The organism is Sphaerisporangium sp. NPDC049457 (genome assembly GCF_055586705.1).
This window is the reverse complement of record NZ_JBVJHR010000009.1, coordinates 81,463-107,840: the sequence shown is the minus strand read 5'-3', so window position 1 is coordinate 107,840 and position 26,378 is coordinate 81,463. Positions and strand designations below refer to the sequence as shown.

22 protein-coding genes are annotated in these 26,378 nt (G+C 72.8%); 16 read left to right on the top strand and 6 right to left on the bottom strand.

The annotated features are described in order from the left end of the window. Positions 1-37 precede the first annotated feature (37 nt). The 3 genes from ACZ6QO_RS15935 to ACZ6QO_RS15925 all read left to right on the top strand — a co-directional run bounded on the left by ACZ6QO_RS15935 (position 38) and on the right by ACZ6QO_RS15925 (position 2,182). Positions 38-760 (top strand): FadR/GntR family transcriptional regulator, encoded by a 723-nt coding sequence (locus ACZ6QO_RS15935; RefSeq protein WP_465851298.1) that lies wholly within the window; start codon positions 38-40, stop codon positions 758-760. 254 nt (positions 761-1,014) lie between these two features. Beyond that, the gene (locus ACZ6QO_RS15930) at positions 1,015-1,893 is read left to right on the top strand and encodes a hypothetical protein (protein ID WP_465851296.1); all 879 of its coding nucleotides are present in this window, start codon (positions 1,015-1,017) and stop codon (positions 1,891-1,893) included. 103 nt (positions 1,894-1,996) lie between these two features. Continuing rightward, the gene (locus ACZ6QO_RS15925; RefSeq protein ID WP_465851295.1) at positions 1,997-2,182 is read left to right on the top strand and encodes a hypothetical protein; all 186 of its coding nucleotides are present in this window, start codon (positions 1,997-1,999) and stop codon (positions 2,180-2,182) included. Positions 2,183-2,300: 118 nt separating this feature from the next. On the opposite strand, the gene ACZ6QO_RS15920 is transcribed toward ACZ6QO_RS15925, so the two are convergent. Further along, positions 2,301-2,942, bottom strand: a complete 642-nt coding sequence (locus ACZ6QO_RS15920) for a serine aminopeptidase domain-containing protein (protein WP_465851293.1) — start codon at positions 2,940-2,942, stop codon at positions 2,301-2,303. A 363-nt stretch (positions 2,943-3,305) separates the two neighbouring features. Between ACZ6QO_RS15920 and ACZ6QO_RS15915 the strand changes: the two genes are divergently transcribed. Continuing rightward, positions 3,306-4,223, top strand: coding sequence for a TIGR03620 family F420-dependent LLM class oxidoreductase (locus ACZ6QO_RS15915; protein ID WP_465851291.1), 918 nt, complete (start codon positions 3,306-3,308; stop codon positions 4,221-4,223). Positions 4,224-4,425: 202 nt separating this feature from the next. On the opposite strand, the gene ACZ6QO_RS15910 is transcribed toward ACZ6QO_RS15915, so the two are convergent. The 3 genes from ACZ6QO_RS15910 to ACZ6QO_RS15900 form a co-directional block, all read right to left on the bottom strand. Further along, complete coding sequence (locus tag ACZ6QO_RS15910) at positions 4,426-5,904, bottom strand: nickel/cobalt transporter (protein ID WP_465851289.1); 1,479 nt, start codon at positions 5,902-5,904, stop codon at positions 4,426-4,428. Positions 5,905-5,938: 34 nt separating this feature from the next. After that, on the bottom strand, positions 5,939-7,264 hold the full coding sequence (locus ACZ6QO_RS15905; protein ID WP_465851287.1) for a tetratricopeptide repeat protein: 1,326 nt from the start codon (positions 7,262-7,264) through the stop codon (positions 5,939-5,941). Between the two features lie 221 nt (positions 7,265-7,485). Continuing rightward, positions 7,486-8,877, bottom strand: coding sequence for a DUF4331 domain-containing protein (locus tag ACZ6QO_RS15900; protein WP_465851285.1), 1,392 nt, complete (start codon positions 8,875-8,877; stop codon positions 7,486-7,488). A 258-nt stretch (positions 8,878-9,135) separates the two neighbouring features. Between ACZ6QO_RS15900 and ACZ6QO_RS15895 the strand changes: the two genes are divergently transcribed. The 11 genes from ACZ6QO_RS15895 to ACZ6QO_RS15845 all read left to right on the top strand — a co-directional run bounded on the left by ACZ6QO_RS15895 (position 9,136) and on the right by ACZ6QO_RS15845 (position 22,843). Then, positions 9,136-9,978, top strand: coding sequence for a MurR/RpiR family transcriptional regulator (locus ACZ6QO_RS15895; protein ID WP_465851283.1), 843 nt, complete (start codon positions 9,136-9,138; stop codon positions 9,976-9,978). A gap of 80 nt (positions 9,979-10,058) precedes the next feature. Beyond that, positions 10,059-10,754 (top strand): SDR family oxidoreductase, encoded by a 696-nt coding sequence (locus tag ACZ6QO_RS15890; RefSeq protein ID WP_465851281.1) that lies wholly within the window; start codon positions 10,059-10,061, stop codon positions 10,752-10,754. 140 nt (positions 10,755-10,894) lie between these two features. Next, a complete protein-coding gene (locus ACZ6QO_RS15885; RefSeq protein WP_465851279.1) occupies positions 10,895-12,241 on the top strand; it encodes a formimidoylglutamate deiminase in 1,347 nt (448 codons plus the stop codon). A 241-nt stretch (positions 12,242-12,482) separates the two neighbouring features. Next, complete coding sequence (locus ACZ6QO_RS15880) at positions 12,483-13,424, top strand: sigma-70 family RNA polymerase sigma factor (protein WP_465851277.1); 942 nt, start codon at positions 12,483-12,485, stop codon at positions 13,422-13,424. Between the two features lie 244 nt (positions 13,425-13,668). Then, positions 13,669-14,982, top strand: coding sequence for an ammonium transporter (locus ACZ6QO_RS15875; RefSeq protein ID WP_465851275.1), 1,314 nt, complete (start codon positions 13,669-13,671; stop codon positions 14,980-14,982). Further along, a complete protein-coding gene (locus ACZ6QO_RS15870; RefSeq protein ID WP_262848359.1) occupies positions 14,979-15,317 on the top strand; it encodes a P-II family nitrogen regulator in 339 nt (112 codons plus the stop codon). The genes ACZ6QO_RS15875 and ACZ6QO_RS15870 overlap by 4 nt, the downstream gene beginning before the upstream one ends. Before the next feature lie 7 nt (positions 15,318-15,324). Continuing rightward, complete coding sequence (locus ACZ6QO_RS15865) at positions 15,325-17,688, top strand: [protein-PII] uridylyltransferase (RefSeq protein ID WP_465851273.1); 2,364 nt, start codon at positions 15,325-15,327, stop codon at positions 17,686-17,688. Between the two features lie 206 nt (positions 17,689-17,894). Continuing rightward, positions 17,895-21,443 (top strand): sensor histidine kinase, encoded by a 3,549-nt coding sequence (locus ACZ6QO_RS15860; protein ID WP_465851271.1) that lies wholly within the window; start codon positions 17,895-17,897, stop codon positions 21,441-21,443. Positions 21,444-21,490: 47 nt separating this feature from the next. Next, positions 21,491-21,913 (top strand): roadblock/LC7 domain-containing protein, encoded by a 423-nt coding sequence (locus ACZ6QO_RS15855; RefSeq protein ID WP_465851269.1) that lies wholly within the window; start codon positions 21,491-21,493, stop codon positions 21,911-21,913. Further along, a complete protein-coding gene (locus tag ACZ6QO_RS15850) occupies positions 21,913-22,272 on the top strand; it encodes a DUF742 domain-containing protein (RefSeq protein ID WP_465851268.1) in 360 nt (119 codons plus the stop codon). The genes ACZ6QO_RS15855 and ACZ6QO_RS15850 overlap by 1 nt, the downstream gene beginning before the upstream one ends. Positions 22,273-22,285: 13 nt before the next feature. After that, positions 22,286-22,843 (top strand): GTP-binding protein, encoded by a 558-nt coding sequence (locus ACZ6QO_RS15845; RefSeq protein ID WP_465851608.1) that lies wholly within the window; start codon positions 22,286-22,288, stop codon positions 22,841-22,843. 103 nt (positions 22,844-22,946) lie between these two features. Here the strand turns inward: ACZ6QO_RS15845 and ACZ6QO_RS15840 are convergent, their stop codons facing one another. Continuing rightward, positions 22,947-23,906, bottom strand: coding sequence for an SIS domain-containing protein (locus ACZ6QO_RS15840; RefSeq protein WP_465851266.1), 960 nt, complete (start codon positions 23,904-23,906; stop codon positions 22,947-22,949). Next, entirely contained in the window at positions 23,903-25,075 is a 1,173-nt protein-coding gene (locus ACZ6QO_RS15835) for a hypothetical protein (RefSeq protein WP_465851264.1), read from the bottom strand. The genes ACZ6QO_RS15840 and ACZ6QO_RS15835 overlap by 4 nt, the downstream gene beginning before the upstream one ends. A gap of 153 nt (positions 25,076-25,228) precedes the next feature. Here ACZ6QO_RS15835 and ACZ6QO_RS15830 point away from each other — a divergent pair, with 153 nt between their 5' ends. Further along, positions 25,229-26,365: a polyamine ABC transporter substrate-binding protein gene (locus tag ACZ6QO_RS15830; protein ID WP_465851263.1), complete on the top strand. Its 1,137-nt coding sequence runs from the start codon at positions 25,229-25,231 to the stop codon at positions 26,363-26,365. Positions 26,366-26,378 lie beyond the last annotated feature (13 nt).

Sequence of the window (26,378 nt, the reverse complement as noted above, 5' to 3'; positions counted from 1 at the left end):
ATCTCGAACCATTGAGGCCTGGTCTGGGGAGGAAGTGATGGACGGGCACCAGCTCGTCGCGCTCCTGCGGCCGGTCCGCGCCGGGAACGCCTTCGAAGAGACCGTCGAACGGCTGCTGCAGGCCATCAAGCTCGGCGTGGTCGCCCCCGGCGACAAACTGCCCGCCGAGCGCGAGCTCGCCGTCCGGCTCGGCATCAGCCGGGTCACGCTGCGCGAGGCCATCCGCGCCCTCCAGGACGCCGGCTACCTCGACGTGCGGCGCGGCAGGTACGGGGGAGCGTTCGTGGTGTACGAGCCGCCGCGGCCCCGCCGCGACGACCTGCGCCGGGCGGTCAACCGGATGGGCGCGGACGAGCTGGACGACGCGCTGACCTTCCGCATGGCGATCGAGTGCGGGGCCGCCCAGGTGCTGGCGGCCACCGAACTCACCGAGGAGCAGCGCGCGACCCTCCAGCGCAGGCTGGAGGACGTCAACGACGCCGCGCCGGACGACTACCGGCGGCTGGACACGGCCTTCCACCTGTCCATCGCCGAGCTGACCGGGTCGGCGCTGCTCGCCTCGGCCGCCGCCGACGCGCGGCTGCGGGTCACCGACCTGCTCAACGCCATCCCGGTGCTCGGCCCCAACATCGACCACGCCGCCGCCCAGCACGCCGCGATGGTCGCCGCCATCCTCGCGGGGGACCCCGAGGCCGCGCGGCAGGCCGTCGTCGAGCATCTGGACGGCACCGCCGCCCTCCTGCGCGCCTTCCTCGCCTGAACCTTCCGCTTCCTCGCCTGATCCTTCCGCTTTCCCGCCTGAACCTTCCGCGGCCCGCGCTCTTCCGCGCGACGAGCCCTCCCGGTGACGTCGGCGCCGCCTGCGGCCCGTGACCTGGCCCGGCGCCGCCGAGGGCACCACGCTCCCTCCTCGATCGTCTTACCGAGCGGGCGGGATCGGCGGGACGGACGGCATGGCCCGGTGGATCAACGACCGCGGGACCGTACGTAGCATCGGTACTGGGGGGGTTGTCTGTGGGAGTCTGGTTTCACGAACGGATCATCGACACCGGACGGCTGCCGCTCTTCTGCTTCCTGACGGCGCTGATCATCACGTTCGTCTTCACCCGCGCCAACGTGCGGCTGATCCGAGCCAAGGTCGGCTGGTTCCGCGACGTCAACGTCGGTGACGTGCACGTCCACCACGTCGTGTTCGGCGTGGTGCTCATGCTGTTCGGCGGGGTCGCCGGGCTGGTCACCGCACAGTTGTCCTCCGGCTGGTACGCCTGCACGGCCGCGGTCTTCGGGGTCGGCGCGGCGCTCGTGCTCGACGAGTTCGCGCTGATCCTGCACCTGCGGGACGTCTACTGGTCGGAGGAGGGGCGCACGTCGGTCGACGCGGTCTTCGTGGCGATCGCGGTGACGCTGCTGCTGCTGGTGGGCCTGCGCCCCTTCGGCTGGGAGGAGCCGGAGCCGTCGCCCGCGGGCAGATGGTCGGCGGGCCTGCTGCTGCTCCTCAACCTCGCGCTCGCCGTGATCACGCTGCTCAAGGGCAAGATCTGGACCGGGCTCGCCGGGCTGTTCGTGCCGCTCCTGCTGGTGGTCGGCGCGGTGCGGCTGGCGCGTCCGGGGTCGCCTTGGGCGCGCTGGTTCTTCGCCCCGGGCTCCCGCCGTCCCCGGCCGTCCAAGATGGCCAAGGCGGTGCACCGGGAGATCCGCTGGCGCCGGCCGGTGATCAAGGCGAAGATCGCCGTGCAGGAGTTCGTCTCGGGCCGTCACGACCTGCCGTCCGTCTGGAGCAAGGCCGGCGAGACGGTCAGGTCGGCGGACGCCGCCAAGACGGCAGAGACGTCCAGAGCCGGCGAGGCGTCGAAGAGAGGCGAACCGGCGGCCCGGCCGCGCGTCAACCCATGATCACGGACGCGGAAGGCTCGTGGATCACGCATGGTCCGCCGATTACGGGGGAGTAGCGGGGATCAAGGTCGATCGGGTGAGGAGGCGAAGCACGATGGGATTCATGAACAACTGGAAGCCGCGCGAGCTCAAGGCCCGGGTGAAGCGGCGGTTCGGCGCGAGCACCGGCGATCGCACCGCGGCCGCCGAGGCCCGCACCGAGGAGGCCGAGGCCCGGCTGCTGCAGACCCGGGATGAGCTGGAGGAGGTCGCCCGGCAGATCCGCCGCGAGTACGGCATCCGCCGCTGACCGGCTCCCGTCCCGCGGGCGGCCCGCCCGGCGTCCCCGGGCGCGGCGTCCGGCCGGACACGTGGCGCGACGTGTCCGGCGGCGCTTCCTGCGGGCGCGACGGCCGGCTCTCGGCCGCTCAGCCGGGGAGGCCGGCGAGGAACGAGGCGACGACCTGCCGGACGTCCTCGCGGTCCAGGTCGACGTCGTGGCCTCCCGCGGCGAGATAGGTCGTCACCGGATGGCCGGAGGCCAGCAGGGCGTTGCTCAGGTCCAGGGTCTGCGTCGGCGGCACGACGGCGTCCTCGTGGCCGTGCAGCAGCAGCACCGGCACTCCGTTGCCGACGTGGTTGGCCGGTGTCGCGTCAGCGGTCGCCTCGTCGCCGGGGGCGGGGACATGGCCGAGGAGCCGGGCCCACGGGGCGTCCGCCTCTCGGCACTCGGGCCAGTCGGCCGCGAGCGGGTCCACCGGGGGAGCGCACGCGATGACGGCCGCGATGTCGTCGGGCGCGTCCACGCCCCGAAGCCCCAGGTGAAGGGCGAGGTGGGCGCCGGAGGAGGTGCCGGCGACCAGCAGTGGCACGTCCGGATGGCCGGCGCGCACCTTACGGGCCGCCGCCCGCACGTCCTCCAGTTGCGCGGGCCATGTCGCCTCGTGGCTCAGCCGGTGGTTCGCCGGGAAGACGTCGAGACCGTGGGCGGCGAGGATGCCGCGCGAACGCTCGCCGGCGTGCCGCCGCATCCACGCCCCGCCGTGCAACCAGATCAGTGCCCGCCTCATGCGGGGATCCTACGGCCCCGCACTTCCCGGGCCGGTGGGCGCTCCGCCGGGCCGTCCGCCTCCCGCACACCCGTGCCCGACCGCGCCGCCACGGCCGTCGACTCCACGTCGCGGACCAACTACTACGCGTATCCAAGCGTCCGGCGGGGGATGCTGACGGGGAATGCTGCCGACACGACACAGGACACACGACCCCCGGCCACGGCGATGACCTTCTCCGGGCGCCGGAGACGTCCCCGCCGATGACCGGCACCCCCATGACGCATTGCCGTATGAACGAATAGATCATTGAGTGATCCATTGAGTCTCATCGGTTCATCAAGTCGATGAGTCACGTATCGACGTGGAGAGGGCGAAGCGAGCATGCACAAGGACACCCCCGCGCCGGACCTGGCGGCGCTCAGGCGGCGCCTCGGCAAGACCGGCGTGTGGCTCGGCACCCTAGGCGAGGTGGACGCGGACAGCGCGCGCAGAGCGGCCGCCACCATCGAGGAACTCGGGTACGGAGCCCTGTGGATCGCCGAGGTGTACGGGGCCAAGGACTCCCTGGTGAACTCCGCCGTCCTGCTCTCGGCCACCGAGCGGCTCATCGTCGCCACCGGCATCGCCAACATCTACGCGCGCGACGCGGCCTCGGCGGACGCGGGCGCCGGCGCCCTGGCCGAGGCGTGGTCCGGCCGCTTCATCCTCGGCCTCGGCGTCAGCCACGTCCCCCTGGTGGCCGTGCGCGGCCACGACTACGGCAAACCGGTCTCGACCATGCGCGCCTACCTCGACGCGATGGACCAGGCGCCCTACAACGCGCCGCTGGCCGAGCGGCCGGCCCGTGTGCTCGCCGCGCTGCGCACCAACATGCTGCGGCTCGCCGCCGAGCGCACCCAGGGGGCGCACACGTACTTCGTCGGCCCCGACCACACGGCCAAGGCCAGGGAGATCCTCGGCCCGGAGCCCCTGCTCGTCCCGGAGCAGGCGGTCGTCCTCGACTCCGACGCTGAAAGCGCCAGGGCCACCGCCCGCGAGTACATGGCCCTGTACCTGACGCTGCCGAACTATGTGAACAACCTGCGCGAGATGGGCTGGGGCGACGCCGACTTCGCCGACGGCGGCAGCGACGCCCTCGTGGACGCGATCGTCGCCTGGGGCGACGCGGACGCCATTGGCGAGAGGGTCCGCGCCCACCTCGACGCCGGAGCCGACCACGTCTGCGTCCAACCCCTCGCCCCCACCCTCGACGAAACCCTCACCCACCTCCGCCTCCTGACCCCAGCCCTCACCACCTGACAACCCCCTCACCCCGCCCCGCCACTTTGCGAGTCCCGGCCCCGCCCCGGCCCGCCCACCTGGCGTGCTGGTTCTGATCGGCGCCGGGTCGGCGGGTCGGGGTGCGGGCGAGATCGGCGCCGTGTGCGGCGATGGCCCGGCCGGCGTTCCAGTGGCTGTGCCACCGCGCGGCCGGATGCGGTAGCTGGTCGTGGTGCTGGAGTCAGACGGCGCCGGCGAGGCCGCGGATGGCCAGGCCGGCGCCGAGGAGGACGACCGTCGTGGCGGTGCCGATCGGGGCCAGCCCGGCGATCCGTCCGGCCAGGCCTCGCCGGGCTGTGGCGAGCGCGTCCAGGCGGGTGGCCAGCTTCACCAGCAGCAGACCCGTGGCCGTGAGCGTGGCCGCCATCCCGAGGCCGTACGCGCCGACCAGGGCGACGCCGAACCACGTGCGGCCGAGCGCCGCCGCTCCGAGCAGCACGATCAGCGCCGAGGGGCTCGGCACCAGCCCGCCCGCCACCCCCAGCCCGATCAGCCCGGCCCGCCCGTGACCGTGTCCATGCCCATGTCCATGTTCGTGGCCGTGGCCGTGCCCGTGCCCATGCCCGTGACCATGACCGTGGCCGTGGTCATGTCCGTGGGGGGTGCCGTTGGTCCGGGCGCGGGAGGCGGACCACAGGAGGCGCAGGCCGACGGCGGCGATCAGCATTCCGCTGGCCAGGCCCAGCCAGGACAGGACCGACTCCCCGGCCACGGAGGAGAGCGCGCTGATCACCAGTCCCACGACGAGCACCCCGGCAGTGTGCGTGGCGGTGACCGTGGCGCCGACCACCAGCGCGTCGCGGGGCCGGCCCCGCCGTCCGGCCAGGTAGGCGGCCATGACGGTCTTGCCGTGCCCGGGGATCAGCGCATGCCCGGCGCCGAGCACCACCGCCAGCAGCACGGCGAGCAGACCGAGCGGCACGGTGAGCGACGAGGCGCCGATGAGACCGGTGAAGGTGCGGTCCAGCCCGGCCAACCAGTCACCGAACGGCCCTGGAAGGGTCGGCCCGCCCAGAGCCGAGGACGGGCCGCGCAAGGCGTCGGGTCGTCCGTTCGCCGGGCCGGTGGAGTCCGCAGCCGGGGCGGCGGCGGTGAGGCGGAGGGTGACCTCGCGTTGGTCGAGGGGCTCGGCGAGCAGGTCGCCGGGATAGGCGGTCAGTCGCCGGCTCACGCTGACCGAGGGCACGGCGGGCCGGTCCAGCCGCAGGCCCTCGGCGACCGCCGTGATCTCGCGCCAGCCGATGCGATCGTCCAGGAAGGAGTCGGTGAACGCGACCGACGAGGACGCCGTGACGGTGGCCGGCGCCCACAGGGCGCACATCAGGCGGCTGGTCTCCAGGCCGCCCTGGCCCGGCGCGTGCGTGTAGGAGGCGGCGCCGACCCGCCACGGCACCGCCGTGCCGTCCACCGCGAGCCGCTGGCCGCGGGCCAGGTCCGCGCACGTCGCGGCGGCGTACGCGGACTTCTCCGCCGGGGAGGCGGATCCGGAGCGGTCGGCGCCGATCTCCGCCGCGGCTTGGAGCGTAGGCAGCTCGGCGTAGTCGACGATGGCCGTGTTCTCGATCCGCTCAGGGGTGACCTTCAGCCCGTCGTAGTGGTTGACCGTGAAGTTGCCGAGCGGGTGGGCCGCCACGACGGCGGCCAGGACCAGGGCGATCATATGGACCTCGCGTGAGGGGTGAGAGGGCCGGGGGTCATGAGGGTCTGGCGAGGGAGGGGAGGGCGGGGGAGAAGGCGGGGTTGACCGCCCTGGCGGCGGCGAGGGGGCGGGTGGCGGAACCGCGTCCGAGTGCGCGCTCGATCGTGGCGCGGTGGTACAGGGCCAGGGCGTTGCGCCATCCCCTCGCGGTCGCCTTCCTCGCGTACGGCAAGGCTTCGCGGGACCTGCCCGCCTTGTGCAGCGCCCAGGCCAGGGCGTCGGCGGCGGCCAGGTTGCGGTTCCTCGCGTACTCGGCCTCGGCGTGCCGCACCGCCTCCGCCGGGGAGCCGTGGTCGGCCTCGAACTCGGCCCAGGTGAGGTCGTCGCGGACCCCGCCGGCGGCCATGAGCCGTTTCTGCGCCCTCAGCAGCGCCCACTGCCCACCGGGGTCCCTGCCGAGCTTCCGCAGCACCTCGCCGTACTCGACGATGTACTGCGCCAAGGGAAGGCGGGCGACCACCGCGGCGTACCCGCCGGCGGCGCGGTCGAGCCGTCCGGCGAGCGCCTCCGCGCGGGCCTGCCCGGCCAGGGCGGGGACGAACCCGGGGAAGGCGCGCCGCGCCTCCTGGTACATCCGGCCGGCCCGCGGCAGGTCGCCCGCGCGAAGCGCCAGCTCACCGAGGTAGAAGCGGCAGTAGGCGACGTCCTCGGGGGTGAACGCGTCGCTCAGCGCCGCCTCCAGCAGCCGTCCGGCCTCGCGGACGTCCCCGCGCAGCTCGGCGTCGTAGGACGCCCGGGTGAAGGAGGCGACGCCGGGCTTCAGGTCCATCATCCGCCGCACGGACTCGGTGGCGCCCGCGTGGTCACCGAGTTGAGTGCGGGCATCGGCCAGCACGCCGTAGGCGGCGGCGCCGTAGGGGTTGGCCGCGATGGCTTGTCCCGCCAGCCGCGCCGCGTCCGCGAACTCGTGGCGGCCCGCGGCCAGCGCGGCGCGGCCGGTGAGGACGGCGGGGTCGTCCGGGGCCAGGGCCGCCGCCCGGTCCAGCGCCTCCTCGGCCCGCACGTAGGACGACGGGTCGGCGGTGACCCGGGCCTGCTCCACGTACGCGACGCCGAGCGACGCCCACGCCTGGTGGTCCTTGGGCAGCCTCTTCAGCCGTTCTCCCAGGTTCTTCACGGCCGCCGCCGTGCCCGCCGGCGAGCGCGGGATCTCGGCGGACGCGGCGGCGGCCGGCGCCTGGACGGCGGGGGCGGCGGGAGAGGCCGGCGACCGGGGCAGCAGGGTCGCCGCGGCCGTGACCGCCAGGGCCACCGCGAGGGCGCCGGCCCCCGTGACGGCCGCCGCGCGCAGGCGGCCGCGACGGCGATCGAGGTGAGACATGGTGATTCTCCTGGTTTCCCGTACGGCTGAAGCGGGCCCCCGGCCGCCATCGCCGGGGAAGGCGGCGAGACGGCGGGGGCGAACGGCGGAGCGAGGCGGCGAGGCGGGGCGCCGGGGTCCAGCGAGGCGGGGCGCCGGGGTCCGGCGGCGGGGTGGGGGCGCGGCGAGGCGGCGGGGGGTCGCCGGCCTCGTCGCGAGGGGGTGGCGCGCCGGAGGTCCGGTCAGCGCTGGTTGACCGCCGCGGATCCCGGCAGCGGGATGTAGGGGAACTTCGGCTGGAACGGCTTGTCGTTGGCGTCGACCTTGTCCCCCGCGGCCAGGGCGTCGACCAGCTTGCCGGTCAGCGCGGCCCCCTCGACCGCCTGGAGCGAGATGTCGACGACGTCGTCGCCGAGGCGGCGGCCGTTCGGGAAGCCCTGCAGGTCGCCCGCGAGCACGCCGAGCCGGTTCGGGTCGCGCGTGGGCGGGATCGCCATGTTGAGCCGGAGCATCTCCGAGGGCCTGAACGCCCTGGGGTCGGCGTCCTTGTTGAGGATCTGCGAGTTGAGGTCGGCCTTGATGGGGCCGTTGGCCTTGGCGATGCCGGTCAGGAAGATCTCGACCAGGTCGGCGCGCGGCGTCTTGGGCGCGGGGATCTTGTAGATGCCCTCGATGAGCTTGGGCAGCTCGGGGTTGGTGACCCGCTTGACGACCGCCGGGATGCCGGCGTCCTTGTCGGGGCTGATCGAGTTGAAGGTGTCCTTCAGCGCGGCGGGGACGACGACCTCGTTGACCAGCGGGTTGCCCAGCCGCGAGACCTGCTTGTAGCCGCTCGGGCTCCACTTCTCCGTGGTGGACCAGACGCCGATCACCGGGTTGCGGCCGGCGTCGTTCTTCAGCGCCACCTCGTCCTTGGGCACCTGGATGGCGATGCTGTGGACGTTGTAGCCCTTGGTGGTGTCCTGGCCGACCTCCGACAGGTCGCCGCCGTACAGCAGGTCGAAGACCCGGAGGTCGAGGAAGAACGCCTCGTCGGCCTGGCCGGCGAAGGTCCGGCCGCCCCCGGGCAGCTTGCGCAGCGACTGGGCGCGCAGCTTGCCATAGTCGGGCATCGACGCGGCGCCGGTGTTGCTCGGCGCGACGATCCCGTCCTTGATCACCGTGGTCCATCCCCGGCGCGCCGTGAACTTCTTCAGCGTGTAGCGCTGGCGGAACAGCAGGTTCTCGTCGCCGAGCGAGGTGACCGGGCCGTTGTTGTACAGGAAGGTGGAGGTGCCGCGGCGGTCCTCATCGCGGAAGGTCCACTGGTAGGTGACGTCCGGCAGCCCGTTGCCGTTGTTGTCGATCTTGATGTTGTAGCGCGACCTGGTGTCGAAGGTGTAGAAGTTCGGCCCGCCGGCCGGCTCCTCGAACGGGATCCAGTTGGCGATGAGCGTGACGGTGTCGGGCTTGTCGGGGCTGACGAAGGCGTACACGTCGGTGTTGTCGTTGCGCGGGTCGCCGGCGATGAGCGGGGCCTCGCGGTGGGAGGACGCGCCGCCGGGCTCGGGACGCAGGAGGGCGAGCGAAGACGCGGCCACCACCCCAACGGCCCCCAGCGCCAGCAGGGCTCGCCGGTTGATCCGGAGTTCCATGTCGTCATGGTCCTTTCGGCCATCGGTCGCGGCGCGACCGATCGTTCGATCCGTGGGAAGAGGTCCGGCCGGGTCCTCACGGGGATATACGGGGCCGTGGCGTCTTCGGATTGGCCGGCGTGCGATCGGGTTCCGGGCGGCGGGATGAGGACGGCGTTCTTTCGCGTTGTCGATCGCGGGGATGGCCGCCCCGGGGGCTGGAGGTGCAAGTTGGCGGACGGGCTCGAACAGCTGATCGGGGACAGGCGTCTTTCGCCTGTGCAGAGGCGCATCGCGGACTACCTGAGCGAGAACCTCCCTGACGCGATCTTCCTTTCGAGCGTCGAGCTCGCCGAGCGGGCCGGCGTGAGCCAGCCGTCGGTGACCCGGTTCGCGATGGCCCTGGGTTTCGCCGGGTACCCGGAGTTCCGTCACGCCCTGCGTCCGCTCGTGCTGAGCGGCGACGGGGCCGCCGACCCCGCGCCGCCGCGCGGCGGCGACGGAGCGGGCGCCGGGTGGTCGCTGCTTGAGATGATCGACCGCGAGATGCGCAACCTCGCGGCCGTCCGCGACCGCCTGGCCGGTGGCGTCCCGGCGTCCGGCCGGCCGGCCGACGGGCTCTCCGGGCGCATCCGAGGGCTCGGCACGGCGCTCGCGGCCTGCGAGCCGCTGCCCGTGCTCGGCCTGCGCGTGTCCTCAGGGCCGGTCATGACGTTCACCTACTATGCCCGGCGCATCCACCCCGACGTGCGGCCGCTGGTGCACGGCGGCTCCGAGCTGACCGACGGCCTGCACGCGGCGCGCCGCGCCGGGTCCGAGTGGCTGCTGGCCGTCGTGCTGCCCCGCTACCCCGTGGAGGCCGTGCAGGCGCTGGAGTACGCCGCCGAACTCGGTCTGCGCACGGCCGTCATCACCGACCGGGCCGAGGTGCCGTTCCCGGCGGACGTGGTGCTGCACGCGCCGGTGGGAGAGGACACCGTCTGCGGCTCGCACGCCGCGCCGCTGACCGTGGCGATGCTGCTGCTGGAGGCCATGGCCCAGGCGGCGCCGCTGCGCACCCGCGCCCGGCTGGAGGAGGACGAGCGCATGAGCGGTCAGACCGGGGTCTTCCTGGCGCCCTGACGCCCGCCCGGCATGCGCCATCGGCCGAAACCCGTCGGCCGGTGGCTCCTTGATCGGGCGTAACGCCTAAGGTGAGGCGCATGGAGGCACGATCCGTCGCACTGATCACCGGAGGCTCGCGCGGGGTCGGCGCGGCCGTCGCCCGGGCTCTCGCGCCCACGCACGACCTGCTCATCGGCGGGCGCGACGGCACCGCGCTGCGCGCCGTCTGCGACGAGCTGGGCGCGCGGCCGTGGCCGGTGGAGCTGACCGACGAGCGGGCCGTGGCCGAGGCGGCGGCCGCCGTCGAGCGTCTCGACCTGCTCGTGCACAGCGCCGGCGTGGCGCGGCTCGGCGCGATCGCCGAGGTGACGGCGCGTGAATGGCGCGAGTCGATGGAGGTCAACGTGATCGCCGTGGCCGAGCTGACGCGCCTGCTGCTGCCCGCGCTGCGCGCCGCTCGCGGCCACGTGGTTTTGATCAACTCCGGCGCCGGTCAGCGGGCCAACCCCGGCTGGGGCGCCTACACCGCGAGCAAGTTCGCGCTGCGGGCCTTCGCCGACGTGCTGCGGCAGGAGGAGGAACCGCACGGCGTGCGCGTCACCACGGTGTACCCGGGACGGGTGGACACCGACATGCAGCGCGAGGTGCGCGAGCACGAGGGGGGCGCGTACGAGCCCGAGCGTTACCTGCTGCCCGAGTCGGTCGCGCGGGCGGTGCACGTGGCGGTGACGGCAGGCGAGGACGCCCACATCACCGAGATCACCGTGCGGCCCGCGGCGGGCCCGGTCGCCTGACGCGCGGCGTTTCCAAGGCCCCGAGATTGTCACCGTCCATCCGGCCGTCCAGCGCGCCCGATCGGTCATTTCACATGACGTCAATGAATTGATTCATATATCGGGACATACGTTGACTTTTCGCTGGACAGATTGACGGCGTGTCGGACCTTACCTACTGGTGCGAGCTGGCCTGGCTGCCCCCCGGCAAGGCGGTCGAGGGGGTGCTCGTCCGGGTGGAGGGCAGCCGCTTCTCGGAGGTGGCGCAGGGCGTCACCGCCCCGGAGGGCGCCGTGCGCCTGTGCGGGCTGACGATGCCCGGCATGGCCAACGCGCACTCCCACGCCTTCCACCGCGCCCTGCGCGGCCAGGCCCAGGGCGGCGTGGAGAGCTTCCGGGCGTGGCGCGAGCGCATGTACTCGGTGGCGGCGCGGCTCGACCCCGACACCTACCTCGACCTGGCCAGGGCGACCTTCGCGGAGATGGCGCTGGCGGGCATCACCTGCGTCGGGGAGTTCCACTACCTGCATCACGGCGAGGGCGGCCGGCCGTACGCCGACCCCAACGCGATGGGCCACGCCCTCATCCAGGCGGCCAGGGACGCCGGCCTGCGCATCACCCTCCTCGACGCCTGCTACCTGACCGGCGGCATCGGCGCCGCGCCGAGCGGCACGCAACTGCGCTTCGGCGAGCGCGACGCCCATGACTGGGCGGGGCGGGTGGACGCCCTGGCGGACGAGTACGCCGGCAGCGGCGACGTGGTCGTCGGCGGGGCCGTCCACTCGGTGCGCGCCTGCCCGCCTGAGCAGATGCCGGTGGTCGCCGAGTTCGGCCGCCGCAGGGCCGCCCCGGTGCACGCCCAGGTGTCCGAGCGGCGCACCGAGAACCGCCATTGCGTCGAGACCTACAGCGCCACCCCGGTCCAGGTGCTGTACGAGCACGGCGTCCTCGGTCCGCGTACGACGGCCGTCCACGCGACCCACCTGTCGGACGTGGACGTGGCGCTGCTCGGCGGCAGCTCGACCCACGTCTGCGTGTGCCCCACCACCGAGCGGGATCTCGCCGACGGCATCGGCCCGGCCCGCCGGCTGCACGACGCCGGGTCGCCGGTCACGCTGGGCAGCGACAGCAACGCCATGATCGACCTGCTGGAGGAGGCCAGAGCGGTCGAGCTTGGGGAGCGGCTGACCACGGGGGAACGCGGCCACTGGACGGCCGCCGACCTGCTCGACGCGGCCACGATGGCGGGGCAGGCGTCGCTCGGCCACCCCGACGCGGGGTTCATCGTCCCCGGCGCGTGGGCCGACCTGGTCTCGGTGCGGCTGGACTCGGTGCGCACCGCAGGCGCGGGCAGCGGCTGCCCGGCCGAGACCGTGGTCTTCGGCGCCTCGGCCTCCGATGTGCACTCGGTCGTGTCCGGCGGCCGGCGGGTCGTCGTCGAGGGCGGCCACATTCTCGGCGACGTCGGAGCGATGCTCGCCGGCGCCATCTCGGCGCTGCGGGAATGACTGCCTTTCCCCGTCCTTGACCAGCCTTTTCGACGGTCATCCGTGCGCTCTTCAGGTGCGAACTCATCCCTGAGGAGGAGCCCGGAAACCATTCTCCGGTCGTATCTCTTTAGGGAATCTTTGCCTTGGACTGAACGTTGATCCGGCAAAGAAGGGGAGAGCGTGTCGCACCGGTCACGGACGGCCGGAGAGACGGGCTCCACCCGCACAACAGGGGCGCGGCGAGACGAGGTGCCATCGAATGGCAAGGCCGACGGGGAATCGGGCGCAGGACCAGCAGACGGCTGAGAGAGACCTTCTCGGCACCTACCTGGCAGAGATCGGGCGGGTGCCCTTGCTCAGTGCCGACCAGGAGGTCGAGCTGGCAAAGCGCATCGAGGCGGGGCTGTTCGCCGAGCAGTTGCTCGACAGCGGGGTGCCCGAGCCCAAGACCTGCGACGCCCTCGACGAGGAGCTCGAACGGCTCGCCGTGTCGGGGCAGCGCGCCAAGGACGAGTTCATCCAGGCCAACCTCCGCCTGGTGGTGGCCGTCGCCAGGAAGTACTCCGGCAGGGGGATGCCGCTGATCGACCTGGTGCAGGAGGGGAACCTGGGCCTGGTCAGGGCCGTGGAGAAGTTCGACTACCGCCGGGGGTACAAGTTCTCGACCTACGCCACCTGGTGGATCCGCCAGTCCGTGGGCCGCGCCATCCACGAGCAGGCCAGGCCGGTGCGCCTGCCCACCCACGCCGGTGAGCAGATGACCCGCCTGATGCGGGTCCGCCGCGACATGATGGCCGAGATGGACGCCGAGCCGACCGACGCCGACCTCGCCGAGGTCCTCGACCTGCCGATCGAGCGGGTGCGCGAGCTGCGCCGCTGGGCCTCCGACCCGGTGTCGCTGCAGCTCGGCGTCGGCGACGAGGACGAGACCGAGCTCGGCGACATGATCGCCGACGACACCTGGGCCGACCCCGAGCAGCAGGCCATGGACACCCTTGAGCGCGAGCGGCTGGAAGACTGGCTGCAGGACCTCGAAGGCCGCACCCGCGAGATGTTGCGGTGGCGTTACGGTCTGGTCGACGGCCGCGAGCACACCCTCACCGAGGTCGGCGAGCGGTACGGCATCGGCCGCGACCGGGCGCGGCGCATCGAGCGCGACGCCCTCGCCAGGCTGCGCAAGCTCGCCCAGGCAGCCGCTTAGCAGAGCACGACCCCTCTCGGCGCGTCGTATGGGACGCGCCGATGTCGTTTCGCCGACCCTCCGAAACGTGGCCGAAACATCTTTGTCGTGAGTTTCACGTACGTGAAACACGCCAGGTCCAGACCTGAAACGGCAGAAGAACACGCTTTCGCCCAACGTCAGTGTGCAGCCGGTCAATGGAGCCCTGGAGCGCCCACTGCGGGAGAAAACGGCCAAACGCCATTTGTAAGGAGGGTCGCATCGAATGAAGATCGATAGCGGCACCACAGCCTGGATGCTCGCGGCCACCGCGCTGGTGCTGCTCATGACTCCGGGCCTCGCGTTCTTCTACGGGGGCATGACCAGGGCCAAGAGCGTCCTGAACATGATGATGATGTCGTTCGCCAGCATCATCACGGTGACCGTCGCCTGGGTCCTCTACGGACACTCGCTGGCGTTCGGCGCCAACGGCAACGACCTGCTGAACAAGTTCGTCGGAGGGCTCGGGGACGTCGGCCTGCAGAGCCTGGTCGACACCGCCACCAAGGACGACGGCACCGGCATGCCGAGCCTGGTGTTCTCCGCCTTCCAGCTGACGTTCGCCATCATCACCGTCGCCCTGATCAGCGGTGCGATCGCCGACCGCGCCAAGTTCGGCGCATGGGTCGTCTTCTCCATCGTGTGGGCGACCATCGTCTACTTCCCCGTGGCCCACTGGGTCTGGGGCGGCGGCTGGCTGACCCAGCTCGGCATCGAGGACTTCGCCGGCGGCACGGTGGTCCACGTCAACGCCGGTGCGGCCGGTCTCGCGCTCGCGCTGGTGCTCGGCAAGCGCAGCGGCTGGCGCAAGGACCCGATGCGGCCGCACAACCTGACCCTGGTGCTGCTGGGCGTCGGCCTGCTGTGGTTCGGCTGGTTCGGCTTCAACGCCGGCTCCGAGCTCGCCGTGGACGGCACCGCGGGCCTCGCGTTCATGAACACCCAGGTCGCGACGGCGGTCGCCGCAGGCGCCTGGATCCTGGTCGAGAAGCTCCGCGACGGGCATTCCACCACGCTGGGCGTCGCGTCCGGCGCGGTGGCCGGTCTGGTCGCCATCACCCCCGCCTGTGGTTTCGTCGACCCCTGGGCGGCCATCGTCATCGGCGCCCTCGCCGGCGCGGTCTGCGCCTACGCGGTGGGCCTGAAGTACAAGCTCGGCTACGACGACTCGCTCGACGTGGTGGGCGTCCACCTGGTCGGCGGCGCGCTCGGCGCCATCTCCCTCGGCTTCCTCGCCGCCTACCCCTTCCTCGACCCGCAGGCCAAGGGCCTGTTCTACGGCGGCGGGTTCACCCAGCTCGGACGCCAGATACTCGGCCCGGTCGTCGTCGGGTTGTACTCCTTCATCCTCGCCTGGATCATCGGCAAGATCATTGACAAGACGATGGGCTTCCGGGTCACTGAGGAGGACGAGGTCACCGGCATCGACATCACCACCCACGCCGAGACCGGCTACGACCTCGGCTCCGTTCACGCTTCCGGCGTCACCGCGTCGGTGAACGGCCCAGTCCCATCAGTGGCGAAGAAGGTAGACGCATGAGGCTCATCACAGCGGTGATCAAGCCCTTCAAACTGGACGACGTCAAGGCGGCTCTCGAGCAGTTCGGCGTCAAGGGCATGACGGTCAGCGAGACCAGCGGGTACGGCCGGCAGCGCGGCCACACCGAGGTCTACCGCGGCGCCGAGTACCAGGTCGACCTGGTGCCCAAGGTCCGCGTGGAGGTGCTCGCCGAGGAGGAGGACGCCGAAGACGTCATCGACGTCATCGTCAAGGCCGCCCAGACGGGCAAGATCGGCGACGGCAAGGTCTGGTCCGTGCCCGTGGAGACCGTGATCAGGGTGCGCACGGGAGAACGCGGACCGGAGGCCCTCTAACCGGATGATGAGAGGCGACGCTCGCTCATATGCCGCGGCCCGCAAGGAGCGGGCCGCGGACATCGACCGCTGGCTGGCCGACCTCTTCCGCACGGCGTATCCCCAGCCGTACGGAGGACGGGAAGGCCGGATCGGGCTCGGGGGGGCCAAGAGCGGGTTCTCCTCCGCAGAGGAACGCGGCGCCGGAGCCTCCCCCGGGGGGCCCGGCGCACCGTCCGCGGGGGCCGGCGCGGCCCTGGGGGGTGCCGGCATCGCCCTGCTGGCCGTCGGCAGCCTGGGCCGCGCCGAACTTGCCCCGGGCAGTGACCTCGACCTGGTGCTGCTGCACAACGGCCAGGAGGACATCGGCCGCATCGCCGACCGTGTCTGGTACCCGATCTGGGACTCCGGCCTCGGGCTCGACCACTCGGTCCGCACGGTCGAAGAGGCCACGAAGGTGGCACGCGAAGACCTCAAGGCGGTGCTCGGGCTGATCCAGGCCCGCCACATCGCCGGCGATCCAGAGCTCACCAGGGCGGTACGCGAGGCCGTGCTCGCCGAATGGCGGTCCGACTCCCGGCGCAGGCTCGCCGAGCTGCACGAGTCGGCGGACAAGCGCGCCGAGTCCTCCGGCGAGCTGGCCTTCCTGCTCGAACCCGACCTCAGGGACTCCCGCGGCGGCCTGCGCGACGTGCAGGCCATGCAGGCCGTGGCCGCCGCCTGGGTCGCCTCCGCGCCCGGCCCGCGGGTCCGCGAGGCGTACGAGTTCCTGCTGGACGTGCGCCACGGGTTGCACATGGTCACCGCCCGCGGCGCCGACCGCCTGGTGCTGCAGGAGCAGGACGCCGTGGCCGGGGCGCTCGGCCTGCTGGACGCCGAGGCCCTGATGCGGCGCCTGGCGGAGGCCGGACGCACGGTCTCCCACGCCTTCGACGCCACCTGGCGCACCGTGGACCGCCTGCTGTCCGGGCCCGCTCCGCGCGGGCGGCGCCCGCTGGCCGACGGCGTGGTCGAGCACGGCGGCGAGGTGGTCCTCGCACGCGGCGTCAGCCCCAAGGACGACTGCGTCCTGGTGCTCAGGGCGGCGGCCGCGGCGGCCGAGGCCGGCCTGCCGATCGCCCCCGCCACCGTCTCGGTGCTCGCCGCCCAGTCGCCGCCGATGCCGGTGCCCTGGCCCGACGAGGCCCGTGACGCGCTGGTGGCGCTGCTCGGCGCCGGGCGCGCGGCCGTGCCGGTGTGGGAGGAGCTCGACCAGGCGGGGGTCATCGTCCGGCTCATCCCCGACTGGGAGCGCGTGCGGCACCGCCCCCAGCGCAACCCCGTCCACCGTTTCACGGTCGACCGCCACCTCATCGAGACGGCGGCGGGCGCGGCGTCGTTCACCCGGGAGGTGTCCCGGCCCGACCTGCTGCTCATCTCGGCCCTGCTGCACGACGTGGGCAAGGGCTGGCCGGGCGACCACTCGACCACCGGCGAGATCGTCGCCAGGGACATCGGCGCCCGCATGGGCCTGGTCCCGGCCGACGTGGACACGCTGGCCACCGTGGTCCGCCACCACCTGCTGCTTCCTGAGACCGCCACCCGGCGCGACCTGGACGACCCGGTGACGATCTCGCGGGTCGCCGAGGCGGTCGGCACCCGCGAGGTGCTGGAACTGCTGGCCGCGCTCGCCGTCGCCGACGGCAACGCGACCGGACCGGCCGCCTGGAACTCCTGGAAGGCCTCCCTGGTCTCCGAGCTGGTGCGAAAGGTGCGCTCGGCGTTGTCGGGCAGCCCTCCGGCGCCCGCGCCCTCGCTGTCTCCGCAGCAGGCCTCGCTGGCCAGGCACGGCGGCGGCGCGATCCGGGTCAACGGCGGCGCGGTCACCGTGGTCGCGCCCGACCGGCCGGGCCTGCTCTGGCGGGCGGCCGGCGTGCTGGCGGCGCACCGCATGGTCGTGCGCTCGGCGTCGGCGGCCTCGGCGTCCTCCACGGCGGTGATCGAGTTCGCGGTGATCCCCGAGTACGGCACGCCGCCCGACCCCGCCACCCTGGAGGCCGATCTGCGCCTGGTGCTGGCCGGCCGCCTGGACATCGAGCAGCGGCTCGCACGGCGCACGCGGTCGGTCCGCCCGGCGCGGGTGCCGGTCGCCCCTCCGAGGGTCAGCCTGGTGGACGACGCCTCGCAGACGGCCACCGTCGTCGAGGTCCGGGCGCATGACCGGCCCGGGCTGCTGTGGCGCATCGGGCGCGCCTTCGGCGAGTGCAACCTTGACGTGCGCGCCGCCCGCGTGGAGACTCTCGGCGCGGAGGCCGTGGACGTCTTCTACGTGGTCGACAGATCCGGTCAGCCCATAACGGACGCCGAGCAACGGGTGCAGGTGCGCGAACACGTGCTCGCCGCGCTGCGCTGAACGAGCGGCGCCGCACCGCTCCGGCGTGCGGCGCCGCACCGTATTCGCAGGTCAGCGCACCAAGATCGCTGCGCGATTCATAACAATTACGTTGGGTGTGCCGGTTCGGGCCTCGCCGATCGTGACCTTGTGGTCGAATTGTCCCGGTTATGTCCTTATCAGCCATGCCGTCATCCATGCATGGAAAGAGCGCAGGGGGTGGCGCGATGAACATGATGGATCCCGGGACCCGGGCGATACCCGACTCGGACGTAGGTGCGGGTCCGAAGCGGCGCAGGCACGCCGGCGGCCAGGGGGGTCAGAACGGTTCCGGCGGCCAGCATGTGCAACGCGGCAGGCGGATCCCGGGACGGCTCGCGCCGCGCAACTGGCGCGTCTCGGCGCGCCTGACCGCGCTCATCCTGGTGCCCACGCTCGTCGGCGTCCTGCTGGCGGGCCTGCGGGTCGTGTCCTCGATCGACGGCGTCGCCGCCTACCAGCGCAACGCCGCCGAGGCCACGATCGCCGCTCACCTGCGCGAACTCGCCTTCCATCTGGGCTTGGAACGCGACAGGTCCATCTGGTACCAGACCACCCGGCAGCAGCGGTCCGCGCTGCTCGACCAGCGCGGCGCCGTCGACGCGGCCCTCACCAAGGTCCGCGGCGACCTCGCCACCATCGACACCGAGTACGGGGTGCGGGCCGTCCAGGACGCCCAGCAGGTGCGCAACCGCCTGGACACCATGGCGGTCGTCCGCAAGGGCGGCCAGCCGGCCAAGTTCACCGACATGGTGACCGCGGTGCTCCGGCTGCACGACGAGATCATCCAGACCAGCGAGGACCCGCAGCTCGTCGGAGACCTGCGCGGCCTCAGCGCGCTCGCCCACGCCAAGGAGGAGGCCTCCCAGCAGCGCGGCACGCTCATCGGCACGCTCGCGCGCGGCCAGCGATTCACCGCCGACAAGCTCGAGGACTTCATCGCCTCCCGGTCGCGGCAGCGGACCGCGCTCGCCACCTACAGCGGCGAGGCCGGCGCCGACAACGGCCGCCTGCTGTCCTCCACCGTCCAGGGCGAGCGGGTCGTCAGGGCCGAGCTCACCAAGTCGTGGGCCATCGCCCTGGCCTCCCGCAACCTGCCGGTGCGGGCGAACGGCGCCGGCGGCAACGCCGCGGTCAAGCAGTGGTTCGACGACGGCACCAAGACCATCGACCTGCTCCAGCGGGTCGAGCACCAGGTCGCCGCGACCGTCGCCGCCCGCGCCACCGCGCTGGAGTCGGCCGAGCGGCGCAACGCGATCATCGCCGGTGTCCTCATCCTCGCGCTGATCCTGCTGGTGCTGGCCACCACGGTGCTCATCGCCCGCTCGCTGGTCCGGCCGCTGCGCCGCCTGCGCTCGGAGGCGCTGGAGATCGCCGGGTTCCGTCTGCCGGCCGTCGTGCGGCGGATGCGCGAGTCGGGCGACGTCTCCGAGGCCGCCGACGTCCAGCCGATCGTCGTCGGCACCCACGACGAGATCGGCGAGGTGGCGACCGCGTTCGACGAGGTCCACCGCCAGGCCCTCCGGCTGGCCGCCGAGGAGTCGCAGCTGCGCGGCAACGTCAACTCGATGTTCGTCAACCTCTCGCGGCGCATCCAGACGCTCGTCGAGCGGCAGATCTCCCTCATCGACGGCCTGGAGCGCGGCGAGCAGGACGGCGCGCGCCTGGCCGACCTGTTCAAGCTCGACCACCTGGCCACCCGCATGCGCCGCAACAGTGAGAACCTGCTGGTCCTGGCCGGGCACGAGGCCGCGCGCAAGCGCAGCCAGCCCGCCAAGCTGGTGGACGTGGTGCGGGCGTCGCTGTCGGAGGTCGAGGACTACGAGCGGGTCAGCGTCAAGGTCCACCGCAACGCGGCCATCGCCGGGCACGCGGCCAACGACGTGGTGCACCTGGTCGCCGAGCTGGTCGAGAACGCCCTGTCCTTCTCGCCGCGCAACACCCGCGTCGTGGTCTCCAGCAGCATGATCGAGGGCGGCGGCGCGCTGCTCGCCGTCAGCGACTCCGGCATCGGCATGACGGCCGAGGAGATCGCCGACACCAACCGCAGGCTGTCCGACCCGCCGGTCGTGGACGTCTCGGTGTCGCGCCGCATGGGCCTGTTCGTGGTCGGACGCCTCGCACTGCGGCACGACATCCGCGTGCAGCTGCGGCGCGGCGACGCGGCCGGGCTCATCGCCATGGTCCTGTTCCCCCCGGAGCTCATCACCGCGTCCGCCGGGCGGCCGCTGCTCCCGCAGCGCGGCGCGCAGCCGGAGCCGTCCGCGCTCGGCGGCGTCGCCGACCCGTCCGCCAACGGCGCTTCCGCGGCCTTCAACGGCGGCGGATCGTCCGCGTACAACAGGGACGAGCCGTTCTCCGCCTTCAACGGCCGTGGCTCCCGGCCCGCCGCCGGCGGCGCGGGGCCCACACCGGTCCCTAACGGCACCGGGCCCGCTCCGCTCGCCGACGACGGGTCCACCCCCATGCCGAACGGCACCGGGCCGCGGTCCTTCCCCAGCGCCTTCCAGCAGGCCCGCGACGGCGCCGGGCCCGCGTCCGGCCCTCTCGGAGCCGGTTTCGGCCAGGAACCGCCGCGCCGCGGCGCCTTCGGCGGGCCCGCGCCCTCCGGCGCCGGCCGCCCGGGTCACGGGCAGGGCGCGTGGGGCGACGAGCCGGTCTGGGGCGACGAGGCGGCCTCCGGGGCGGCGGACGGCGACGAGACGGCCTTCGGGCCGGTCGGCCCCTCCACAGGCCCCTCCAGCCTCTCCAGTCCCTCCAGTCCCTCCACAGGCCCCTCCGGGCCCTCTGCCGGCCCCTCCGGCCCTGCCACGCCCTCCGGCCCCGTCACGCCTTCCGGATGGTCCGCGGAGCCTTCCGGCCCGGCGGCCGCGTCCTCGGGCCCGGCCACCGGTTCGTTCGGCGCTCCCGTCCGGCCGTCCGGGCTGCCGGTGCGCTCGCCCGCTCGGCCCGCCCAGGCCGACCCGCCGACCGCGCCCTTCACGCCCGCCGTCCCGGGCGGGCCGGGAGCCGGGCCCGCCGGGCCGCTCACCGACCCCGCGGGGCAGCGTACGGGCGCCTACGGGGCTCGTTCCACGGACGATCCCGGCCCGCGCACCGGCCCCGTCGAACGGCACACCGGGCCGGGCGGGCCGCGTACCGGGCCACTGGAGTCCCGCCCGGCCGCGCCCGCGGCCGGCGCCGCCGAGACGCCGCTGGAGCGCGGCGACGAGTTCCTGCCGATCTTCGCCTCCGTCGAGTCGGCGTGGTTCCGCCGTCCCGACCCACAGGAGATCGCCGCCGCCCGCGCAGAGGCCGAGGCCGGCGAGGGACAGGCGGCGACGCCGGGCCAGGGACAGGGGGCGGCGACGCCCGGTCCCGAGTACGCCGGCGAGGCGGCGGGCACGGCGGAGCCCGCCGAGCGTCCGGAGGCGGCGCGGGAACCCGCGCGACCGGCCGCCGGCGCGGCCTGGGGCTCCACGGCCGACTCCGGATGGCAGGCCGCCGACGCGGTGAAGGACCCCTCGCTCGGAGGCGTCACCGCCGCGGGGTTGCCGAAGCGGACGCCGAAAGCCAACCTTGTGCCGGGATCGGTCTCCGGGCCCGCGGCCGCCGTGGCCGCACCCGCGTCTCCGCCCCCACAGGTGTCCGCCGACCTGATCCGTGCCAGGATGTCGCGCTTCCAGCAGGGCATCCAGCGGGGCCGGGCCGACATCACCGAGGCGACGCCCCGCAACACCGACAGCGACAATCCCTAAACCGCTTGACCGACCCTGACCGACGCTGCATTTGATGAGGAGGGCTCGTGATCGACCTGAGTCACGAGGCACGCAGGTTCGACTGGCTGATCACCGAGTTCGTCAGCGGGACGCCGGGCGTCGCGCACGCGGTGGTCGTCTCGGCGGACGGCCTGCGGCTGGCGAACTCCGACGGTTTCCCGCCCGACCGGGCCGACCAGCTCGCGGCGGTGGCCGCGGGCCTGCTGAGCCTGACGGTCGGCGCTTCGCGGGTGTTCGACGGCGGCGGTGTGACGCAGACCGTCGTCGAGATGCAGTACGGCATCATGCTGGTCATGGCGATCAGCGACGGCTCCTGCCTGGCCGTCCTCGCCTCGCCCGACTGCGACATGGGCCTGGTGGCCTACCAGATGACGCTCCTGGTCGAGCGCGCGGGCCAGGTGCTGACCCCCGCCCTGCGCGCCGAGTTGCAGACCTCCAGGATCCGGTGATGCTCGAAGGTGACGGGACCGAGGACGAGCCCCTCTTCCGTCCGTACGCCGTCACCGGGGGCCGTGCCGAGCCGAACTACCATCTCGCGATGGAAACTCTGGTCTCATCGGCCCCCATAATGGGCGATGATTTGTCCCTGCTCACTCCCGAGCAAGAAGCGATCATCGTGCTCTGCCACTCCGTCCGTTCGGTCGCCGAGATCTCCGCGCTGCTGCGGGTGCCGCTCGGCGTGGCCCGCGTGCTGATCGCGGACATGGCCGACGAAGGTCTGGTACGCCTGCATCTGCCGAGGCTCGACCAGGGACTACCAGACCACAACCTGCTCGAAAGGGTTCTCAGTGGACTTCGCAGGCTCTAGCCGCGGCCCGGCGCTGACGTCGACGAAGATCGTCGTCGCGGGCGGGTTCGGCGTCGGCAAGACGACCTTCGTCGGCGCGGTGTCGGAGATCCTCCCGCTGACCACCGAGGCGGTGATGACCGACGCCAGCGCCGGCATCGACGACCTGGGGCTGACCCCGCACAAGACCACGACCACGGTCGCCATGGACTTCGGCCGGCTCTCGCTCGACCAGGATCTGATCCTGTATCTGTTCGGCACGCCCGGGCAGCATCGTTTCTGGTTCATGTGGGACGACCTGGTGCGCGGCGCCATCGGCGCCGTCGTGCTGGTCGACACCCGCCGCCTGGCCGACTGCTTCCCGGCCATCGACTACTTCGAAGAGGCCGGCCTGCCGTTCGTGGTCGGCATCAACGGCTGGGACGGGCACTACCCCCACGTCGAGCAGGAGGTGCGCGAGGCGCTCACCCTCGCCCCGCACATCCCGATCGTGCGCACCGACGCCCGTTCCAGGGACGCGGTGAAGTCCACCCTGATCACGCTGGTCGAGTACGTCCTGACCGTCAGATCGGCCTACGGCCGCACCAACTGAAAAGCCACCCCCGACATCACCACAACCTCCCCGAGACCATCGCGGCGGGTCGTGGTGTGGTGATGCCGGCGCCCGTGTGCGGCGGGCGGGTGATCTGGCCGCGCTAGGGGGTGGAGGCGGACCACCAGGTCGCGGCGACCAGTTCGGCGACGAGGGTCTCGGTCAGCAGGGCCACGTCCGGGTCGTCGTCGCCCTTGTACCTGAGCGGGTGCGCGCCTTCCACCGTGCCGCCGACCGCCAGCACGGTCGAGCCGCGCTGGCTCACCCACTCCATGGCCTGGCCGTCGTAGCGGGACCCCGGGAAGAGCAGGGCCCGGTAGTCGAGGGTCTTGGTGAGGTACACGTCCACATGGGCCCAGTCGCCGGTCTCGCACGCGTCGGCGGGGCGGCGCGGCCCCTCGCGCAGCATCAGCGCCGACTGCTCGGCCGAGGACAGCCGCTCGGCGGGCGCGATGGTGTAGACGCCGTGCGGCCCGTCGAGCAGGGTGAGCGCGTCGGCCAGCCAGGCGCCCCTGCGGTCCAGCAGGTCGGCGCTCGCCTCGGCGGCCCGGCGCACCAGCCCGGGGACGTCCGCCTTGACCCCGGTCAGCCGGGCCTGCAGCGCCAGCAGCAGCGCCAGCGTGTGCTGGAAGGTACGGCAGGAGACCCCGCCGCGCTCCTCGCCCGCCGCCATGCCGGCCACCAGATCGGCGCCCTCGGCCACGGGGGAGCCGGGGGTGTTGGTGAGCGCCAGGACCGTGGAGCGCCCGCGATGGCGCTCCAGCGCGTCCAGGGTCTCGCGGCTGCCGCCGGTGGCCGAGATGGCGACGACCAGGGTGTCCCGCGCCGGCGCGTGGCCGATCGCGGCGGAGGCGTACTCGGCGACCGCGTCCACGCCGGCGGCGCGCAGCCGCAGGGCCGCCACCCCGGCGGCGTAGCGCGAGCTGCCCATGCCGAGGAAGACCACCCGCCGCACGTCCTCCGGCAGTCCTTCGAAGGGGTCGCCCTCCTCCAGCACGGCGGCGAGCGACTCCAGCGCGGCCGGCTTGGCCTCCAGGTCGGCCAGGTACAACTCGGGGTTCACGCGATCTCCTCGGCGGGCGTATAGGACGCGGTGGTGCGTATGGGCGGGGGAGCGTCCGGGAAGCGGGCGCGCAGGACGCCCATGGGGGCGTAACGCCAGCGGGGGAGGTGCAGGGCGGCGTAGATCAGCTCGCGGCACTCCTGCTCGATCTCGAACGCGCCGAGCAGCGATTCCTGCAGCAGCCCGGCCATGCCCCGCGCGGCCAGGCCGTCGCGGTACGCCGACAGCAGGACGCCGCGCGCGGCGGCCGCCCAGGCCAGCGCCCGCGCCGGGTCGGCGCCGCGGCGCCGGATCGCCACCTGCGCCACGTGTTCGAGGCTGGTGCCGAGCTGAGCCAGGTCGCGGGCGGCCGGCTGGAAGGGGTCGGCGCCCGTCACGGTCGGGTTGCCGTCGAAGTCGACGACGGCGTAACCGTCGCGCCAGCGCAGCGTCTGGCCCACGTGGAGGTCGCCGTGGATCCGGATGAGCGGCGTGCCGGCCGCCTCGCCGAGCCCGTCGAGGCGGCTCGCCAGGGCATCCGCCCGTCCGGCCAGCCAGGCGCCGTCCTCGCCGCCGGTGAGCCGCAGCGCCCGCGTCAGGGCGTCCCTGGCGCGCTCGGCCCACCCGCCGTCCGGCCCCGCGACCCGGACCGGGTCGGGGAAGGCGGGGGAAGGGGTGGCCATCGCGGCGTGCAGGCCCGCGGCGAGCCCGCCGAGGGCGGCGGCGAAGGCGGTGCGCCCGGCCTCCGCCTCGTCCACGCACCACTCCCAGCCGTCCGCGGCGTCCGGCAGGTAGGCGGTGACCAGGGCGACCAGCGTCCCGCCGCCGCCTTCGCGCGGGCGCGCGGTCAGCGCGGCGTACGGCAGGGCGGTCTGGGTGAAGCCGACCGCCGCCAGGTGGGCGAACATCTCAGGGGCGGGCTGGGGGAGCGGCGCGGGCGGTGTGAGCCACTTCACCACGACCCGCTCGTCCACGACCACCGAGCGGTTGGTCTGGTCGACGTCGAACCCGCGCTCGCCCGCCGTGGCCGGCACCGCCGGCAGCGGGTGGAACCGCGTGACCGCGAGGTCGCCGGGCGGGTCGTCGCCCCGTGACAGGGCGGCGAGGAGGGCCGCGGTGACGCCGTCCCCGGCGACCGGCGTTCGCCCCGGCGACGCCGGGGCGTCAGGATCTGTTGAACTCGGATTCAACTCGGCAACCAAACTACGAGCTAACAATGTCCAGGAAAGTCTTGCTCATGTTGATATGTGCTGCAACACTCCTGCTTTGGTCTGCCGTGCGAAGGTCAGGCACCGCGGTCTTTCTCGTACCACAGAACCTTGAATACCTAAGGAGTAGCGGCCGTGTCCCGAACCCGGTACACCCGTCATCTTCCGGCTGCGGCGGTCGCCGCCGGTCTTGTTCTAGCTCTCGCGGCGTGTGGCGGTAGCAGCTCGACCAGCGCCGACGGCGCCGCGCCGAGCGCGGCGGCCGATGAGCTCAACCCCAACGCCGACCTGAGCAAGCAGTCGCTCACCATCACGATCTGGGACGGCTACAGCCCGAAGGACCTGCCCGAGCAGGTGAAGAAGAAGCTGGGCTTCGAGATGAAGACCACCTTGCACGCCACGAACGAGGAGGCGGTGACCAAGCTCACCGCCAACGCCGACAGCGGCGTGGACGTGGCGTTCGTCTCCGGGCAGTACGCGCAGGCGCTCAACGAGCAGGGGCTGCTCGAACCGCTGCACCCGGAGCTGATCCCCAACCTGGCGAACCTCTACCCCGAGGCGGCCCAGATGTCGTTCGACAAGGGCAACAAGTTCTCGGTGCCCTACACCTGGGGCACGACGGGCATCTGCTACCGCACCGACCTGGTGAAGACGCCGCCGACGAGTTGGAACGATCTTTTGACCCCCGCGCCCGACCTCAAGGGCAAGGTCACGATGATGACCACCGAGCGCTGGCTGGCGCTGCCCGCCCTCAAGGCCATGGGCGCCTCGATCAACACCACCGACGACAAGCAGCTCGCCCAGGCCAAGGACGCGCTGCTCAAGGCCAAGCAGGCCGGGATGCTCTACGACGACACGACCTTCGGCGCCAAGCTTGAGAAGGGCGAGGCCGCGCTGGTCGAGGCGTGGGACGGCTGGTGCCCCACCACCAACCCGAAGATCAAGTTCGTGGTGCCCAAGGAGGGCAGCGACCTCTGGTCGGACACCATGGTGATCATGAAGACCTCCAAGAACAAGGAGGCCGCCCACGCGTTCATCAACTACATCCTCGACCCCGCCGTGCACAGCTGGGTGGGCGAGAACATCCTGTACAAGGTGCCCAACAAGGCCGCCATGGACCTGCTGATCGCCAACAACAAGGACCTGCTCGAGAAGAACACCCCGCTGCAGATGACCCCGGCGGAGCTGCTCAAGGGCGAGTCCATCGTCGACCTCGGCGAGGCCTCCGGCAAGTACACCCGCCTGGCCACCGAGATCTCCGCCAACCAGTGACGGTCTCGCGTTG

What these genes read in the sequence shown, in the direction of transcription:
- ACZ6QO_RS15935 (WP_465851298.1), top strand. Translation starts at nt 38, where the DNA reads ATGGACGGGCACCAGCTCGTCGCGCTCCTGCGGCCGGTCCGCGCCGGG.
- ACZ6QO_RS15925 (WP_465851295.1), top strand. Translation starts at nt 1,997, where the DNA reads ATGAACAACTGGAAGCCGCGCGAGCTCAAGGCCCGGGTGAAGCGGCGG.
- ACZ6QO_RS15920 (WP_465851293.1), bottom strand. Translation starts at nt 2,942, where the DNA reads ATGAGGCGGGCACTGATCTGGTTGCACGGCGGGGCGTGGATGCGGCGG.
- ACZ6QO_RS15915 (WP_465851291.1), top strand. Translation starts at nt 3,306, where the DNA reads ATGCACAAGGACACCCCCGCGCCGGACCTGGCGGCGCTCAGGCGGCGC.
- ACZ6QO_RS15910 (WP_465851289.1), bottom strand. Translation starts at nt 5,904, where the DNA reads ATGATCGCCCTGGTCCTGGCCGCCGTCGTGGCGGCCCACCCGCTCGGC.
- ACZ6QO_RS15905 (WP_465851287.1), bottom strand. Translation starts at nt 7,264, where the DNA reads ATGTCTCACCTCGATCGCCGTCGCGGCCGCCTGCGCGCGGCGGCCGTC.
- ACZ6QO_RS15900 (WP_465851285.1), bottom strand. Translation starts at nt 8,877, where the DNA reads ATGGAACTCCGGATCAACCGGCGAGCCCTGCTGGCGCTGGGGGCCGTT.
- ACZ6QO_RS15890 (WP_465851281.1), top strand. Translation starts at nt 10,059, where the DNA reads ATGGAGGCACGATCCGTCGCACTGATCACCGGAGGCTCGCGCGGGGTC.
- ACZ6QO_RS15880 (WP_465851277.1), top strand. Translation starts at nt 12,483, where the DNA reads ATGGCAAGGCCGACGGGGAATCGGGCGCAGGACCAGCAGACGGCTGAG.
- ACZ6QO_RS15875 (WP_465851275.1), top strand. Translation starts at nt 13,669, where the DNA reads ATGAAGATCGATAGCGGCACCACAGCCTGGATGCTCGCGGCCACCGCG.
- ACZ6QO_RS15870 (WP_262848359.1), top strand. Translation starts at nt 14,979, where the DNA reads ATGAGGCTCATCACAGCGGTGATCAAGCCCTTCAAACTGGACGACGTC.
- ACZ6QO_RS15865 (WP_465851273.1), top strand. Translation starts at nt 15,325, where the DNA reads ATGAGAGGCGACGCTCGCTCATATGCCGCGGCCCGCAAGGAGCGGGCC.
- ACZ6QO_RS15860 (WP_465851271.1), top strand. Translation starts at nt 17,895, where the DNA reads ATGAACATGATGGATCCCGGGACCCGGGCGATACCCGACTCGGACGTA.
- ACZ6QO_RS15850 (WP_465851268.1), top strand. Translation starts at nt 21,913, where the DNA reads ATGCTCGAAGGTGACGGGACCGAGGACGAGCCCCTCTTCCGTCCGTAC.